The 14,598-nt window shown below is 68.9% G+C and carries 15 protein-coding genes; 8 read left to right on the top strand and 7 right to left on the bottom strand.

What is annotated here, in order from left to right; translation table 11 throughout:
• Positions 1-56: 56 nt before the first annotated feature.
• A complete protein-coding gene (locus tag ACFWMR_RS28650; protein WP_378380605.1) occupies positions 57-977 on the bottom strand; it encodes a proteasome assembly chaperone family protein in 921 nt (306 codons plus the stop codon).
• A 105-nt stretch (positions 978-1,082) separates the two neighbouring features.
• Between ACFWMR_RS28650 and ACFWMR_RS28645 the strand changes: the two genes are divergently transcribed.
• On the top strand, positions 1,083-1,637 hold the full coding sequence (locus ACFWMR_RS28645; protein ID WP_378380604.1) for a PH domain-containing protein: 555 nt from the start codon (positions 1,083-1,085) through the stop codon (positions 1,635-1,637).
• Positions 1,634-3,151, top strand: a complete 1,518-nt coding sequence (locus ACFWMR_RS28640) for a PH domain-containing protein (RefSeq protein WP_378380603.1) — start codon at positions 1,634-1,636, stop codon at positions 3,149-3,151. Before ACFWMR_RS28645 ends, ACFWMR_RS28640 begins: the two co-directional genes overlap by 4 nt.
• Here ACFWMR_RS28640 and ACFWMR_RS28635 read toward each other — a convergent pair.
• Positions 3,142-4,050 (bottom strand): SDR family oxidoreductase, encoded by a 909-nt coding sequence (locus tag ACFWMR_RS28635; protein WP_093932800.1) that lies wholly within the window; start codon positions 4,048-4,050, stop codon positions 3,142-3,144. The genes ACFWMR_RS28640 and ACFWMR_RS28635 overlap by 10 nt on opposite strands.
• A gap of 112 nt (positions 4,051-4,162) precedes the next feature.
• Here ACFWMR_RS28635 and ACFWMR_RS28630 point away from each other — a divergent pair, with 112 nt between their 5' ends.
• From ACFWMR_RS28630 to ACFWMR_RS28615, 4 genes are all read left to right on the top strand, one after another.
• Complete coding sequence (locus ACFWMR_RS28630) at positions 4,163-4,939, top strand: IclR family transcriptional regulator (protein WP_093932799.1); 777 nt, start codon at positions 4,163-4,165, stop codon at positions 4,937-4,939.
• Between the two features lie 42 nt (positions 4,940-4,981).
• Positions 4,982-5,476: a GNAT family N-acetyltransferase gene (locus ACFWMR_RS28625; RefSeq protein WP_378380602.1), complete on the top strand. Its 495-nt coding sequence runs from the start codon at positions 4,982-4,984 to the stop codon at positions 5,474-5,476.
• 111 nt (positions 5,477-5,587) lie between these two features.
• Positions 5,588-5,782 (top strand): hypothetical protein, encoded by a 195-nt coding sequence (locus ACFWMR_RS28620; protein ID WP_378380601.1) that lies wholly within the window; start codon positions 5,588-5,590, stop codon positions 5,780-5,782.
• Positions 5,761-6,183: a VOC family protein gene (locus ACFWMR_RS28615; protein ID WP_378380600.1), complete on the top strand. Its 423-nt coding sequence runs from the start codon at positions 5,761-5,763 to the stop codon at positions 6,181-6,183. Before ACFWMR_RS28620 ends, ACFWMR_RS28615 begins: the two co-directional genes overlap by 22 nt.
• A gap of 666 nt (positions 6,184-6,849) precedes the next feature.
• On the opposite strand, the gene ACFWMR_RS28610 is transcribed toward ACFWMR_RS28615, so the two are convergent.
• Genes ACFWMR_RS28610 through ACFWMR_RS28600 form a run of 3 tightly spaced genes read right to left on the bottom strand, consistent with a single transcriptional unit; the run spans position 6,850 to position 8,773 of the window.
• On the bottom strand, positions 6,850-7,758 hold the full coding sequence (locus ACFWMR_RS28610) for an NAD-dependent epimerase/dehydratase family protein (protein WP_378380599.1): 909 nt from the start codon (positions 7,756-7,758) through the stop codon (positions 6,850-6,852).
• Complete coding sequence (locus ACFWMR_RS28605; RefSeq protein ID WP_378278641.1) at positions 7,755-8,360, bottom strand: dihydrofolate reductase family protein; 606 nt, start codon at positions 8,358-8,360, stop codon at positions 7,755-7,757. The genes ACFWMR_RS28610 and ACFWMR_RS28605 overlap by 4 nt, the downstream gene beginning before the upstream one ends.
• Before the next feature lie 2 nt (positions 8,361-8,362).
• Positions 8,363-8,773 (bottom strand): alpha/beta hydrolase fold domain-containing protein, encoded by a 411-nt coding sequence (locus ACFWMR_RS28600; protein WP_093932793.1) that lies wholly within the window; start codon positions 8,771-8,773, stop codon positions 8,363-8,365.
• Between the two features lie 107 nt (positions 8,774-8,880).
• Between ACFWMR_RS28600 and ACFWMR_RS28595 the strand changes: the two genes are divergently transcribed.
• On the top strand, positions 8,881-10,062 hold the full coding sequence (locus ACFWMR_RS28595) for an alpha/beta hydrolase fold domain-containing protein (RefSeq protein ID WP_378380598.1): 1,182 nt from the start codon (positions 8,881-8,883) through the stop codon (positions 10,060-10,062).
• Here ACFWMR_RS28595 and ACFWMR_RS28590 read toward each other — a convergent pair.
• On the bottom strand, positions 10,059-11,330 hold the full coding sequence (locus ACFWMR_RS28590; RefSeq protein WP_378380597.1) for an aminotransferase family protein: 1,272 nt from the start codon (positions 11,328-11,330) through the stop codon (positions 10,059-10,061). The two genes, ACFWMR_RS28595 and ACFWMR_RS28590, sit on opposite strands and share 4 nt — an antisense overlap.
• Before the next feature lie 217 nt (positions 11,331-11,547).
• Between ACFWMR_RS28590 and ACFWMR_RS28585 the strand changes: the two genes are divergently transcribed.
• Complete coding sequence (locus tag ACFWMR_RS28585; RefSeq protein ID WP_378380596.1) at positions 11,548-13,500, top strand: NPCBM/NEW2 domain-containing protein; 1,953 nt, start codon at positions 11,548-11,550, stop codon at positions 13,498-13,500.
• Between the two features lie 402 nt (positions 13,501-13,902).
• Here ACFWMR_RS28585 and ACFWMR_RS28580 read toward each other — a convergent pair whose 3' ends face one another.
• On the bottom strand, positions 13,903-14,598 hold the full coding sequence (locus tag ACFWMR_RS28580; RefSeq protein WP_378380595.1) for a GntR family transcriptional regulator: 696 nt from the start codon (positions 14,596-14,598) through the stop codon (positions 13,903-13,905).

Genomic DNA, 14,598 nt, shown 5'->3' with positions numbered 1-14,598 from the left:
GAAGGCCACCATCCCACGACTCAGCCGAGGGAAGGAGGCCTTCACGCGCTAAACCATCAGCGCTCCGGAGCGTCCCCGCCGTTCTGCTCCGCCAGGAACCGCTCGAACTGGCTGCCCAGCTCCTCGGCGGTCGGCATGTGCTCGACCGACTCCGCGAGCAGGCTTTCCTTGCCGGACGCCTCCATGAAGGTGTCGTACTGCTGCTCCAGCGCGCGCACCACGTCGGCGACCTTCTCCGACCCGGCGACCTGGCGGGCGATCTCGGCCTCCGCCTCCTGCGAGGCCTCCCGCAGATCGCCGTCCGGCAGGTTCAGCCCGGTCGCCTCGGCGATGGCCCCGAGCAGATTCAGCGCGGCGCTCGGGTACGTCGAGTCCGCCAGGTAGGACGGCACGTGCGCGGCGAACCCGGACGCGTCGTGTCCCCATTCGCCGAACCGGAACTCCAGCAGCGCGGCGGCGCTGCCCGGCACCTGCATCCGGTTGGGCAGCGGGCGGTGGTCGCCGACCAGTTCGTCCCGCGTCGCGTGCGCGGTCACCCCGAGCGGGCGCGTGTGCGGCGCGCCCATCGGGATGCCGTGGAAACCGGTGGTGAGCCGGACGCCCCAGCGTTCGACCAGGCTTCGCACGGCCGTGCAGAACCACTCCCAGCCGTGGTCCGGTTCCGGTCCGGTGAGCAGCAGGAACGGCACGCCGTCGACGTCGTGCAGCAGGTGGACGACCAGCTCGGGGGCGTCGTAGTCCTCCCAGTGGTCGATGGAGTAGGTCATCGTGGGGCGGCGCGAGCGGTAGTCGAGGAAGCGATCGACGTCGAGGCGCGCGATCACGCGGTGCTCGGAGGAGTTCAGGAGGTGCTCGGCGACGAGCTTGCCTGCCGAGCCCGCGTCCATGAAGCCGTCGAAGTAGTGCAGGAGCACGGCCCCGCCGAGGTCAGGGACGTCCGAGTCCACCTCGTACAGGTCTTCCGGGTCCAGCGCCACCAGATCCTCCAGGTCTCGTTCTTACCACCGTCTACGGGTGGCAACGCCCCGATAGGGGGTATCCATTCCGCCGAGCGTGGCAGGAATCCTATCGGCCCGTGACAGGTGTCGTGGGCGGTCCGCACCGAGGTGGTGCAGGGTGGAGGGGTGATTGAAGAGACAGCGACGGCGGAACGGCTCACCCTGCGCCCGCCCGCCAACCGGGTCAGCCGCCGGGCCATCGGCTACTGGACGGTGTGGGCCGCGGTCGGCTGGGTGATCCTCGTCGGCGTGCAGGCCGTGTTCGTGTTCACGAGCGACGACGCGCCGACGTGGCTCGTGGTGACGCTGACGATCTCCTGCGTGCTCGCGCCACTGCATCTGCTGGTCATGCCGCAATGGCGCTACCGGATCCACCGCTGGGAGGTCACCGGCGAGGCCGTGTACACCCAGGAAGGCTGGCTCAAGCAGGACTGGCGGATCGCGCCGATCTCGCGGATCCAGACCGTCGACATCGAACGCGACCCGGTCGAGCAGCTGTTCAAGCTGGCGAAACTCACCGTGACGACGGCGTCGGCCGCGGGTCCGGTCAAGATCTCCGGTCTCGACCACGCCGACGCCCTGGCGCTGGCCGCTTCGCTCACGAAGACCACGCAAGCCACTGCGGGTGACGCCACATGAGCACCGAGGCACCGCCGGACGTCGAAGTCGGCCAGTGGCACCGCCTCGACCGCCGGATGCTGCTGATCCGCCCGGTACTCGACGTCGTCAAATCGCTGCCGGTGCTGATCGGGACGGTGCTCCTCGGCCGCGGCAACGGCTGGGAGTGGATCGGGCTCGGCGTCACCGCGCTGACCGTGTGCGTCGGGATCTCGCACGTGCTCACTTCGCGTTACCGCATCGCCGAAGGCCAGGTGGAGTGGACCACGGGCCTGTTGCTGCGCAAGCATCGCGCGATCCCACTGGACCGGATCCGCACGGTCGACGTCACCTCCGAGCCGAAGCACCGCCTGTTCTCCCTCAGCGCCGTCCGCATCGGCACCGGACGGCATTCGGCGGTCTCGAGCAGCGACCAGCTGGTGCTCGACGCCGTCAGCGAGACCGAGGCGCACCGGCTGCGCACGGTTCTCCTGCACCGCAAGGAGGTCGCCTCGGAAGCCGAGACCGCGCCGCCGCCGGAGCAGGTCGTCGCGGAGGTCGACCGGAAGTGGGTGCGATACGCGCCGTTCACCCTGTCCGGGCTCGCCGTGGTGGGCGCGGTGTTCGCCGCCGTCTGGCATTTCGCGCACCAGCTGAACATCGACCCGGAGAACGTCGGGCCGCTTCGCGACCTCATGGACGATCTGGCGAACACCGCGCTGTGGCTGATCGTGGTCGTCGCGGCGGTCGCCCTGCTGGTGGTCGTCTCGCTGCTGTCCGTCGGCGGCTACGTGCTCTCGTTCTGGAACTTCAAGCTCACCCGTGAAACCGAAGGCACCCTGCACGTCCGGCGCGGGCTGATCACCACGCGTTCGGTGTCCATCGAAGAAGAGCGGCTGCGCGGCGTCGAGATCAAGGAACCGTTGCCGCTGCGGATCGCGGGCGGAGCACGGCTCACCGCGATCGCGGGCGGGCTGCGCGAGGGCAAAGGCGGGGACAAGGGCGGCGGGCTCCTGCTCCCGCCCGCGCCCGTCGGCCGGGTCCACGAGGTCGCGGCCGAGGTGCTGCGGGAGAACTTCGACCCGGCGACCGTGCCGCTGGACCGGCATCCGCGACGGGCCTTGACCCGGCGGCTCACCCGGACGGTCGGTGGCGTGCTGATCCTGGCGGCGGTGCTGTTCGGCCTGTACTGGATCGACTTCCTGCCGGCGTGGATGTGGCAGGTCGCGCTCGCCCTGGTGCCGTTCGCCGCGCTCGTGGGCTGGGACGCCTACCGCAATCTCGGCCACGCGATCGTCGGGCGCTACCTGGTCAGCCGTTCCGGTTCGCTGGCGCGCGCGACGGTGGCGATCCGGCGCGAAGGGGTCACCGGGATCGTCGTCAGCCGCTCGTTCTTCCAGCGTCGCGCCGGCCTGATCACCGTGACCGCCCCGATCGCGGCGGGCCGGGGCGGTTATCAGGTGGTCGACGTCGGCGAATCGGCCGGGCTGGCGACGGCGGAGCAGGCCGCGCCCGGCCTGCTCACGCCGTTCCTGCGACGGGAGGCTCAGCGGTAGCCGGTGACGTCCGCCGGTTTCCCGGGATCCTGGACCTCGACGAGATAGCGCCAGCACTCGGGACGGCTGCCGTCGAGGTCGGTGAATCCGTATTCCAGCGCCAATTCACCGCTGGACACCGACTTCCCGTTCCAGCGGGCGACTTCCCCGTCACCGGCCAGCGCCGCGACCGCTCTCCCGACGAACGCCGGGCTTTCAGAAATGGCGAAATGGGGCTGCACCTTAGTGGCATCGCGCCAATTCTCTTCGGTGACCTGATAAGCGTCGAGCATCGCTTCGGACCGCAACCAGCCAGGGGTGACCGCGACAGCGGTACCGCCGTGTGGCGCCAATTCGTGGGCGAGCGCGAACGCCATCCGGTTCACCGCGGTCTTGGCAAGGTCGTAGAAGAAGGAAACGCGGTAGTTTCCCGAGTTGTATTCGGTGGTCCCGTCGTTGACTTCCACGACCAGCCCTCCCGGCTTCCTGATCATGAGCGGGAGCGCGAAATGACTGGTGATGGCATGGGTGTCGACGGCGAGCCGCAGCGTCCGCAACCCGGTGTCCAAAGTGGACTCCCAGACGGTCTTGTCCCATTCGATGGGCGCGCCGTAGATGTCGTTGACCAGGACGTCCAGCGCGCCCTGTTCGGCGTCGATCCGTTCCACCAGTTCGCGGACCTCGTCGGCCACCAAATGGTCGACGGCGATCGCGATCCCGTGCCCGCCCGCTTCGTCGACGAGTGCGGCGGTCTCCTCGATCGTCTCCGGACGATTCATTTCCGATCTCCGGGAACCGGTACTCCGGCCGGTCACGTAAACTGTCGCGCCGGCGGCACCCAGCTGGACCGCTATTCCCCGCCCGGCCCCGCGGGTCGCCCCGGCGACCAACGCGATCTTGCCCGCCAATGGCTTTTCCATCGTCCGAACCTAGCAAGAAGTCCGCTTGTTCGTGGACCAAAGTCCCTGGCCCGCATTTCACACAATGTGCTACGTTCTTGACTCTTTGTGATTGCCCCGGCGAGAGGTCGAGATGACACCTGCCGCACGATCCCTGGACACCGCTCCCCCGAAACGCACCCCCGGCGCCAGCAGCTCACGCAAGGTACTCCAGCTGCTGCTCTCCTTTTCGGAACGCCGTTGGGACGCGAGTGTCGCCGAACTCGCAGCGAGGATCGGCACCCCGGTGGCCACGACATACCGCTATGTCGCGCTACTGAAGGAACTTCAACTCTTGGAGGAGGGAAAGACCGGTCGCTATCACGTGACAAGCCAGGTGATGCCACTGGCCCGGGCCGCGCAACTGGCGAACGACCTCGCCCGGCTGGCCCGTCCGGCGATGGAGGAAGCGGCACGCGACCTCGGCGAGACCGTGTTGCTGTTCCAGCATTTCGGCGATTCCGCGGTCTGCGCGGACCGGGTCGAATGCGAACGCGCGATGCGGTTCACGTTCCAGCCGGGCCATTCCGTCCCGCTCGGCTCCGGCGCGTCGGGCAAGATGCTGCTCGCCATGCTGCCGGAGGGCGAACGCGAGAGGCGGCTCTCGTCGATCGTCCAGCGCCGCGGCCCGAGCGTGCGGGAAGAGGTCAAACGCGCCGGGGCGAACCGGTATTCGGTCAGCTGGGGCGAACTGGACGAAGGCGTCTGGTCGTGCTCGGTGCCGATCCCGAGCACCGGGCACCGGCCGGCGGTGCTGACCCTGGCCGCCCCGGCGACCCGGATCAGCGACGACGCCAAACGGGCCGCCATCGTCACGCTCCAGTCGTACGCGAGCCGGATCCACCGCGCCGTTTCGTCGTTCTCCCTCTAATTCGCGCGCGTTCGCGCGCCGCAAAGGGGTAGAACTCGATCCGTGATCCGACTCGCCGCACCCGAGGACCTGCCCGCGCTCCAAGACATCGAGCGCGCGGCGGGCGAACCGTTCCGCGCGCTCGGCATGGCCGCGATCGCCGACGACGACCCGCCGTCGATCGAGGACCTCGCGGGCTTCCGGAACGCGGGCCGCGCCTGGGTGTACGACGCCGGCGACGATCCGGTGGCGTACCTGCTCGCCGAGGTCGTCGACGGCCACGGCCACATCGAGCAGGTGTCCGTCCATCCGGATCACGCGCGGCGCGGCCTCGGACGGCGGCTGATCGAGCACGTCGCGGAGTGGGCCGCGCGCGAAGGTCTCGCGGGGCTGACGCTGACGACGTACGCCGAGGTGCCGTGGAACGCGCCGTACTACGCCCGGCTCGGCTTCGAGATCCTCGACGAGGAGGCTCTGACCGAGGGCCTGCGAGCCGTCCGGGCCCGCGAAATCGCCCGTGGGCTGGACGCGTGGCCGCGGGTGACCATGCGGCGATGACCCGCGCGGGGGGTCTGATTGGCCGCCGCAGTCGAACGTGTGTTCTACTGTCCGCGCCGGCCCCGGAGGGGGAAGCTCCGCGGGCCGGCACCGGACTTCAGGGAGGCACGGATGGCGGTCAAGATCACCCATCTCACCAACGGTCAGCAGGTGCGCTTCGCCAACGCGGACGGCGCCCGGCGCTACGCCGAGATCATGGGCGGCGGGGTCGACAAATGGCGGTTCACCGTGGTCAGCGGGCATGAGCGCCCGGAATTGTCGGGGCAGGTCGTTAATGTGCCGGTATGGCGTATGACTTCCAGGTGACCGTGGACTCCGCTCGCCCGCACGACCTCGCCGACTGGTGGGCCGAGATGCTCGGCTGGCAGGTCGAGCGGAGCAACGAGGAGTTCATCCGCGAGATGGTCGCGGAAGGGTATGCCCAGGAAGAGGCGACGACCACGCACAAGGGTGCCCTGGTCTGGAAGGACGGCGCGGCGATCGTCCACCCCGAGACCAAGCAGCGGTTCCTCTTCCAGCTGGTGCCCGAGGAGAAGACGGTGAAGAACCGCCTGCATCTCGACATCCGGATGGGCGCGGACAAGGTCGAGGCCGAACTCGAACGGCTGACCGCCAACGGCGCGACGTTCCTGCACCGCGGCAAGCAGGGGCCCACCGAGTGGATCACGATCGCGGACCCGGAAGGCAACGAACTCTGCCTCTCCTGAGGCGGGCCCACGGGGGCCCGCCACTGGGGGTGTCATGAAGGGACCTGGTCCCGTCGGCTGTTCCCTTCATGACCGAGCGCGCGGCCCTCGTGCGCGTCAGGCCCCGCTTGTCGGGGCCTCAACGCGGGGTGTCACTTCTTGGGTTTTTTCGTGGCGGAATCCGCAACAAAAGACCCCTTCATCGCATCTCTCGTGGTGAGGCCCTCAGGTTGTGGATCCGCTGGCGCTTTCTATTGTGCGATAAGTCAAATACGGCATGGTCGATCCTGTCGAGCAGGCCTTCTTCGCTACCTTGAGGGCAGGGTTCGGACTGGCCGGCGGGCCGGGCACGGCCCGAGTGTCCACATGGGACACCTAGCGGCGATTCAGCGTCCGATTCATGCCCGTATGGGCTTTTCTGCGTGGGGTCGTGAGTGATAAAGAGGGTTCTAACCATCTTTATCACTCACGACTCCTTCACAAAGCAACGCAAAGTGCCCAAAACGGGCGTTCCGACTGGAAGGGGTGTCTCATGTGGACGGTCGAAGTCGCGATCTGCTCCCTCGGACCAGTTCAGGCCGGGCCGCGAAAGCCCTGCTTCTTCTGACTCGGCCGGGAGCCGAGCGGGGAAGAATCCGGACACTCAACGTCCGAAATCCTCCCCCGTCACACACCCTCCACTCGCGCTCACCGCGAGTTGCTCCCCCGCCACGCGACATAGTCCGCGACGGCCGCCTCGACGTCGAAAGCCGGCTCGAAGCCGGTCTCCTCGGCGAGCCGGGAGATGTCGAGATGCGGTCCGGCCTCCCCTCCCGGCCGGAGGTCCAGCCGAAGCCCGGGGATGACAGCCTCCAGCGCTCCCGTGAGTTCGCGGTTGAGCGACGGCCGCCCGCGGGACACGTTGTAAGTGCTGTGCCGCAGCTTCTCAGCGGTCATGAGCAAGGCGATCGCACGCCCCGCGTCAGGCGCGTAGCAGCTGTCGCCACCGTCATCGGCGAGCAGCGGCGACGGCCTCTCGCCGCGGAGGACGGCGCTGATGTACGGCGGAATGGGGTTGAACGGCGATTCCGGATCCATCAACGGACCCCAGACACTCCCGATCCGGAGCACGACCGGCTGGACCCCGCTGCCCGCGAGGGCGTGCACCGTCAGCGCCTCCACCGCTTTCTTGAAGGCGATGATCAGATGAGGAAGTTCCACCGACGGCAAGGCGAGTTCCTCGTGCCAAGGGGAAACCGTCTGTCCGATGTAGACACCGAGGCTGCCGGCGACGGCGAATCTGCGGACGCCCCAGGCGCGCGCGGCGTCCAGCGCGTTGAGCAGGGCGGTGGTGTCCGTGCGGAAGAAGCCGACCGGGTCCGCTCCGGGGATCGTTCCGGCGAGGTGGACGATGTCCCCGATGTCGTGGCGATCGGCGAGCGCCAGGAAGGCGTCCCGATCGGTGACGTCGAGGGGTTCGACGGTCACCTTGCCTTCGAGGAACGACGGGACCTCGGTGCGGCGATGAGCCGTGACCACGACGTCGTGGCCGAGGTCGGTGAGCGCGCGGGCGGTGTGGGCGCCGATCATGCCCAGCCCGCCGGTGACGAGGATCATCGGCCGACACCGTAGTGAAGGTGGGTCACGCCCGGAGCCGGGATCGCTTGCAGCAGACGGAGTTCGACGTGTTCCGGGAGTTCGTTGAAGAACCTCCTGCCCCGGCCGAGCAGGAGGGGCACCTGGTGGAGGATCACCTCGTCGACCAGCCCCGCGGCCAGCGCGGAGGTGACCAGACCACCGCCCATCAGGCCGACGTCCTTGGTCCCGGCGATCTCGCGCGCCGCGACGATGGCGTCCTCGACACCGGTGGTGATCACGGTCTGCCGGTCACTCGCTTCGGGCACGGGACAATGGCTGACGAGGACCATCGGCGCCGTCGGATGCGGACTTCCACCGCCGAAACGGCCGGAGTGCTCGTAGGTGGTGCGCCCGACGACGATCGCGCCGATCCGGCTCGCGATGGTGTCGAAGAACCGCGCGCTCGGTTCGCTCAGTTTGAAGCCGTCGAACACCTCGCTCGGGGTGTCGCCGTCGAAGTACCAGTCGAACAGCGTCGGCGCGTCGCCGAGCCCGCTTCCGAACTCGTCGGCTCCCTCGGGCAGCTTTCCGCTGATGAAGCCGTCCACCGAGACGGCGAGGCCGGTGAAGACCTTGTTCATGTTCATTCCTCCACGATTCGTCGGGTTTTCTCCAGGTGGGCGGCGATACCCCCGGGACCGCCGTCCACCTCGCGGACCGGCGGCCAGCCCTGCTCTCTCGCGTACTTCGCGACGCGCGCTGCCAGGTCGGCTCCCGGTCCTTCACCCGCGACCAGCACCGGCCCCGGGCAGGCCCCCAGGCTCCGGGGATGCGCCGCCGCCCACTCCAGGACGGCCCGCGCCGCCGGGAACGCGGGCAGTCCGGCGGCGATCACCACCGCCCCGCAGCCCGCGACCCGTTCGGCGCCTGCCCCGTCCGGGGCGAACCAGAGCACCAACGGCGCCGCGGCACGCTGCCCGGAAGGCCAGTGCACCCGCGCGACGCCGTCCCGCATGCGCAACTCGGCAACGCGCTGACCTGCTGTTTCGGCCATGGCCAACCTTGTCACGGGCGGGCGGGGGAAGGGAAAGACCGATCCCGCATCACCTTCTTGCGCGGAACGCATCACCGCGGACGGAGCGGACGGGGATACTCGACGCCATGTCCGAACGTCCCGCCGGGCCGCGGCTGCTGGGCATGCCTTCGGCCGCCGACGCGATCGAGCTCAAGCATCTGCGGGCGTTCGTCGCGGTCGCCGACGAACTCAACTTCAGCCGCGCCGCGAACCGGCTGTTCGTCTCCCAGCCCGCCCTCAGCCGCCAGATCAAGGCGCTGGAGCAGCTGATCGGCTGTCAGCTGCTGCGCCGCTCGACCCACCGCGTCGAACTGACCCTCGCCGGCGAGGCACTGCTCGGTGCCTCGCTCCCGCTGCTGTCCGACATGGACGACGCGATCACCCTCACCCGATCCGTCGGCGGCGAGGTGAACGCGCGGGTCACCCAGCTGTGGAATTCGGTGGTCGAGGACGGCGGAAGCGGCCTCGCGGCGATGCGCGAGGCTTTCGAAGCCTTCAACGCGCAGCTCCCCGTCCCGGAAGGGACCGTGGTGCGGCCGGTCCAAACGGACGGCGTGTCCTCACTGGTGGTCGCGCCCGGGCCGGGGCGCCGGCCGAGCGTGCTGCATCTGCACGGAGGCGGCTACATCGCGGGTTCGGCCTTCGGTTACCGCCCGCTGGCGGGCGCGCTGGCGGCGGCGACCGGCGCCGCCGTCCTGGTGCCCGACTACCGGCTCGCCCCGGAGCATCCCTTCCCCGCCGCGCTGGAGGACGCGCTCCGCGCCTACCGATGGCTGCTCGGCCAGGGCGACGCGCCGGGGCAACTGACCATCAGCGGCGACTCGGCCGGCGGCGGCCTGGTCATCTCTCTGCTGCTCAAGGTGAAACAGGAAGGCTTGCCCCAGCCCGGCAAAGTGGTCCTGATGTGCCCGGTGGTGGACGTGCTGGATCCGCCGGAGGGCGGAACTCCGGTCGCGCGCTGGTTCTCGCTCTACGTCCGCGATCACCCGCCGACGGATCCTTTGCTGAACATCTTCGAGGCCGACCTGTCCGGGCTGCCGCCGCTGCTCGTCCAGTCGGGCACCGAAGACGTGACCCTGCCCGAGACGCGCCGTTTCGTCGACCAGGCCCGTGAGCAGGGGCTCGACGTGCGCTTCGACCTGTATCCGGTCAGCACGCACGTCTTCCACCTGTTCTGGTCGTTCCTGCCCGAAGCCGCGGACGCCCTCGAACAGGTCGCCGGTTTCCTCGGCGAGCACGAGAGCGGTTCCGCGGTCGAAGCCGGCTAGACGAGCTTGTCCAGAGCGCGCGGCAGCGCCGTCGCGAGCTGGTCCAGTTCGGCCTCCCCGGCGATCAGCGGCGGCGAGACCGCGATCCCCTTGGCCAGGTTCCGCACCAGGACGCCTTCGTCCCGCGCCAGCCGCTGGAGCCGGTTCGCCGCGCCGGGGTTCGCCGCGACGACGTCGGCCTTCAGTTCGACCGCGGCGAGGAAGCCCAGCCCGGCCCGGACCTCGGCGACCAGCGGATGCGAGACCAGTCCGGAAAGCGCGTCGGCCAGCGGCTTCTCCAGCTCCCGCCCTCGCGGGATGAGCCCGTCCCGTTCGTAGATGTCCAGCGTCGCGTTGCCCGCAGCGCACGCGACCGGATGCCCCGCGTAGGTCGCGCCGTGCCGCAGCACCGGCGCGCCCGGCTCGCCGGTGAAGAACGGCTCGGCCACCCTCGGCGCGACGATCAGCGCGCCCAGCGGGATCGTCCCGCCGGTGATGCCCTTCGCGGTCGTGATCATGTCCGGCTTCACGGCCCAGCGGTCGATCCCGAACCAGGTCCCCAACCGCCCGAACGCGGCGATCACGCAGTCCGCGACGAACAGCACGTCGTGCCTGTGGCAGATCTCGGCGACCGTTTCGATGTACCCGTCCGGCGGCAGCAGGACCCCGCCCGCGCCGATCACCGGTTCGCAGAAGAACGCCGCGACCCGCTCCGGGCCGACCCGCAGGATCTCCGCTTCGAGCGCTTCGGCGCTGTCGTAGGGCACGTGCGAGATGTCACCCGGCAGCGGCCCGAAACCCGCCGCGTTGGCCGCGATGCCGCCGACGGCCGTGCCGAACCCGTGCGTGCCGTGATACCCCTGCACCCGCCCGATGACGTGCACCTTCTCCGGGCGCCCGGTGTGCGCGAAGTACGAGCGGGCGATCTTGACGGCCGTGTCGACGACGTCGCCGCCGCCCGAACCGAAGAACACCTTCGAACCCGGCTCCGGCGTCAGCGCGGAGACCCGTTCCGCGAGCTTCAGCGCGGGCTCGTTGGCGTTGTAGCCGAACAGGTTGTACGAATCGAGCGTCCGCAACTGGTCCGCGACGGCCCGCGCGATCTCCTCGCGCCCGTGCCCGAAGTTCGCGTACCAGAGCGACGCGGTCGCGTCGAAATACCGCTTCCCCTCGTCGTCCCAGACGTAGGAACCCTCACCGCGGGTGATGACGAGCCGGTCACCGTCGACCGCTCCCATGTCCGCGAAGGGGTGCCACAGCGGATTGCGCGCGGACGCCGACGAAACCATGATCTTCCTCCTCGTGCTCGTGCCCCCATCCTCACCCGGATCCGGCCGTGACGCGAACACTCCATCGTGCACAGTTCGCCCGGTGAACCTCGCCGGTCTGGTGGCGCAACCTTCCGGTGATTTTCCAACACCATCCCAACGGCTCTTGACCGGCACCAGCCCGTCCTGTTGCTTTATGAGCAAGTTTGTTCAGAGTTGGGCATTCTGGGAGGAACCTATGCGTCGTCTCGCTGGCGCGCTCGTCGCTGCTTGCACCCTCACCGCCCTCTGCGCCGTTCCGGCGGCGGCCACCGAAAGCCAACCACCCCCGGTCTCGACCCCGCCGATGGGCTGGAACAGCTGGAACAAGTTCGGCTGCGACATCAACGAACAGCTGATCAGGGAAACCGCCGACGCCATGGTGTCGTCCGGGATGAAGGCCGCGGGCTACCAGTACGTCAACGTCGACGACTGCTGGGCCGAAAAGAACCGCACGCCCGACGGGAAGTACGAACCGCACCGGACCCGATTCCCCAGCGGTATCAAGGCCTTGGCCGACTACGTCCACGGCAAGGGCCTGAAGCTCGGGATCTACACCAGCGCCGGCACGGAAACCTGCGCGCGGACCATGCCGGGCTCGCTCGACCACGAAGACGCCGATGCCCAAACGTTCGCGGATTGGGGCGTCGACTACCTCAAATACGACAACTGCAACAACCAGGGCCGCCCCGCGCTGGAGCGCTACACGAAAATGGGCGAGGCACTGAAGAAAGTGGGCCGCCCGATCCTCTACGCCCTGTGCGAATGGGGCCAGAACAAGCCCTGGGAATGGGGCAAGAACGCCGGGGCGCAGCTGTGGCGCACCACCGGCGACATCAGCGACACCTGGAAGAGCATGACGGACATCATCGACCAGCAGGTCGGCCTGGAGGCCTACTCCGGACCGGGCGGCTGGAACGATCCGGACATGCTCGAAGTCGGCAACGGCGGCATGACCGACACGGAATACCGCTCCCACTTCGCGCTCTGGTCACTGCTCAACGCCCCGCTGCTGGCGGGCAACGACCTGCGCTCGATGTCCGAAGCGACCAAGAAGATCCTGCTGAACAAGGATCTTCTCGCGGTCAACCAGGATTGGGGCGGCAAGCAGGGCCACAAGGTCCGCGACGACGGTGACACCGAGGTCTGGGCCAAGCCGATGTCCGACGGGTCGAAGGTCGTCGTGCTGTTCAACCGCGGCGGTGCCCCGGCGGCCGTGTCCACCACCGCCGGGGAGATCGGTGCCCCGGCCGCCTCCGGCTACCGGGTCCGGGATCTGTGGAGCGGCGGCGAGACCGAGTCGGCCGGAACGCTGCGGGCCGGATTGCCGGGCCACGGATCGGCGACGTTCCGCGTCTGGCCGTCGAACCGGCCGGACGCCGCGCCGCATACGACGCTTTCCTTGCAGTCACCCGGATACGTCGCCATCGACAAGCCGTTCACCACGACGCTCAAGGTGTTCAACGACGGCCGTACTCCGGTGCGTTCGGGCACGGTGAAGCTGACCGTCGGGGCGGGCTGGAAGCCGGACGGCCGGACAGAGGTGCGGGTCCCCGCCGTCGCGCCGGGGAAGTCGTGGGAACAGAGCTGGACCGTGCGCCCGTCGTCCCCCTCCGGTGACCGCGTCGACGTCTCCGGGCGGATCGACTACCGGACGTCCTCGGGCGCGCGGACGTTGACCGCGAGCGGAAGCGCTCCCCTGGTGAAAGCCCCGGCCGCCGGGACGAGCGCGCTGTCGAAGGCGGCGTTCATGATCGCGGAAAACGGCTACGGGCCGGTGGAGCGCGGGACCAGCAACGGTGAATCGGACGCCGGTGACGGCCGCCGGATGAGCATCGGCGGGGTGACCTACGACGACGGGCTGGGCGTCCACGCGACGTCGAAGGTCCGGATCTACCTCGGCGGCGGATGCACGTCGTTCGCGTCCTCTGCCGGAGTCGACGACGAGAAGGCCGGAGGCAGCGTGGCCTTCGAGGTCCTCGGCGACGGCAAGCGGCTGGCGAACACCGGTGTGCTCAGGCGCGGTCAGGCCGCCCAGCAGCTTTCCGCGCCGTTGAGCGGGGTGCAGGTGCTGGACCTGGTCGTCACGGACGGCGGTGACGGGGTCGATTCCGACCACGCGGACTGGGCCGGTGCTTCCCTGACCTGCTGACTCCCTCCGCGCGCGCTATGAAAGGTCCTTTCCTTGCAAATTTTGCAAGGAAAGGACCTTTCATAGCGTCCCGGGCAGGGATGGCGGGCCCGGGCGGGACGAGCGATCTCGCGTGATCGGACGGCGAACTCACGTGATCAGAGCCGGATCTCGCGTGACCAGAGCCGGAACTCACGTGACCAGACACCGCACACCCGAGTTCCGTGGTCAAGCACGCGAGTTCCGTGCTCAATCACGTGAGTTCCGTGCTCAAGCACGCAAGTTCCGTGCTCAAGCACGCGAGTTCCGTGCTCAAGCACGCGAGTTCCGTGCTCAAGCACGCGAGTTCGGTGCTCAAGCACGTGAGTTCGGTGTCTGATCACGTGAGTTACGTCTTCGGCCCGGAAGCGGCCCGGCACCACCTCACGCACCCCGCCGCTCGTAAGCGGCCAGCAGCTGCTTCTCCGCATCCCGCAGGTATTTCTCCAGCGCCGTCTCCGCCGGCCCGAACCGTCCTCGCTCCAGGTCCCGCACGATCCGCTCGTGCCGCGCCAGGAACGGCTCGAAAAACGCACGCGTGTTCTCCGCCAGCACGAAGAAAAGCCGCGTCTCCGCCAGCACCTGGCGCATCGTCGTGCTGACCCGCTCGCTGCCCGCCAGATCGCCGACCGCCTGGTGGAACGCGATACTCGCGGTCCCGACGGTCTGCCAGTCGTCTTCGTCGGCCGCCGCCCGGCCTTCCCGCACCGCGGCCGCGACGGCGGAAAGATCCACAGTGGACAGTTCGGACGCGCGCCGTAGCGCACCGCATTCGGTGACCCGCCGCATCACGTAGAGATCCGAGATGTCCTGCGCGGTCAGCTCGCGCACGAACACGCCGCGGTTGAGCTCGTGCACCGCGAGCCGTTCGTGCGCCAGCAATTGGAAGGACTCGCGCAGCGTGTTGCGCGAAACACCCAGCGCGGCGCTGATCGACGGTTCGGAAAGCCTCGACCCCGGCGGGAAGACGCCTTCCGTGATGCGCTGCCGCAGGATCTCAGCGACCCGTTCCGCGGTCCCGCTCCGTTCGAGCAAAGGTCTGTCGCGAGCCAGCGCCTCCTCGGCGGCAGGAGTGGGCAT

The sequence above is a fragment of the Amycolatopsis thailandensis genome (genome assembly GCF_042723255.1).
Classification (GTDB): Bacteria; Actinomycetota; Actinomycetes; order Mycobacteriales; family Pseudonocardiaceae; genus Amycolatopsis; species Amycolatopsis thailandensis.
The sequence above is the reverse complement of the archived record's forward strand: the minus strand, read 5'-3'. Positions and strand labels throughout refer to the sequence as shown.

What these genes read in the sequence shown, in the direction of transcription:
- ACFWMR_RS28640 (WP_378380603.1), top strand. Translation starts at nt 1,634, where the DNA reads ATGAGCACCGAGGCACCGCCGGACGTCGAAGTCGGCCAGTGGCACCGC.
- ACFWMR_RS28635 (WP_093932800.1), bottom strand. Translation starts at nt 4,050, where the DNA reads ATGGAAAAGCCATTGGCGGGCAAGATCGCGTTGGTCGCCGGGGCGACC.
- ACFWMR_RS28630 (WP_093932799.1), top strand. Translation starts at nt 4,163, where the DNA reads ATGACACCTGCCGCACGATCCCTGGACACCGCTCCCCCGAAACGCACC.
- ACFWMR_RS28620 (WP_378380601.1), top strand. Translation starts at nt 5,588, where the DNA reads ATGGCGGTCAAGATCACCCATCTCACCAACGGTCAGCAGGTGCGCTTC.
- ACFWMR_RS28615 (WP_378380600.1), top strand. Translation starts at nt 5,761, where the DNA reads ATGGCGTATGACTTCCAGGTGACCGTGGACTCCGCTCGCCCGCACGAC.
- ACFWMR_RS28610 (WP_378380599.1), bottom strand. Translation starts at nt 7,758, where the DNA reads ATGATCCTCGTCACCGGCGGGCTGGGCATGATCGGCGCCCACACCGCC.
- ACFWMR_RS28605 (WP_378278641.1), bottom strand. Translation starts at nt 8,360, where the DNA reads ATGAACAAGGTCTTCACCGGCCTCGCCGTCTCGGTGGACGGCTTCATC.
- ACFWMR_RS28600 (WP_093932793.1), bottom strand. Translation starts at nt 8,773, where the DNA reads ATGGCCGAAACAGCAGGTCAGCGCGTTGCCGAGTTGCGCATGCGGGAC.
- ACFWMR_RS28595 (WP_378380598.1), top strand. Translation starts at nt 8,881, where the DNA reads ATGTCCGAACGTCCCGCCGGGCCGCGGCTGCTGGGCATGCCTTCGGCC.
- ACFWMR_RS28590 (WP_378380597.1), bottom strand. Translation starts at nt 11,330, where the DNA reads ATGGTTTCGTCGGCGTCCGCGCGCAATCCGCTGTGGCACCCCTTCGCG.
- ACFWMR_RS28585 (WP_378380596.1), top strand. Translation starts at nt 11,548, where the DNA reads ATGCGTCGTCTCGCTGGCGCGCTCGTCGCTGCTTGCACCCTCACCGCC.
- ACFWMR_RS28580 (WP_378380595.1), bottom strand. Translation starts at nt 14,598, where the DNA reads ATGCCCACTCCTGCCGCCGAGGAGGCGCTGGCTCGCGACAGACCTTTG.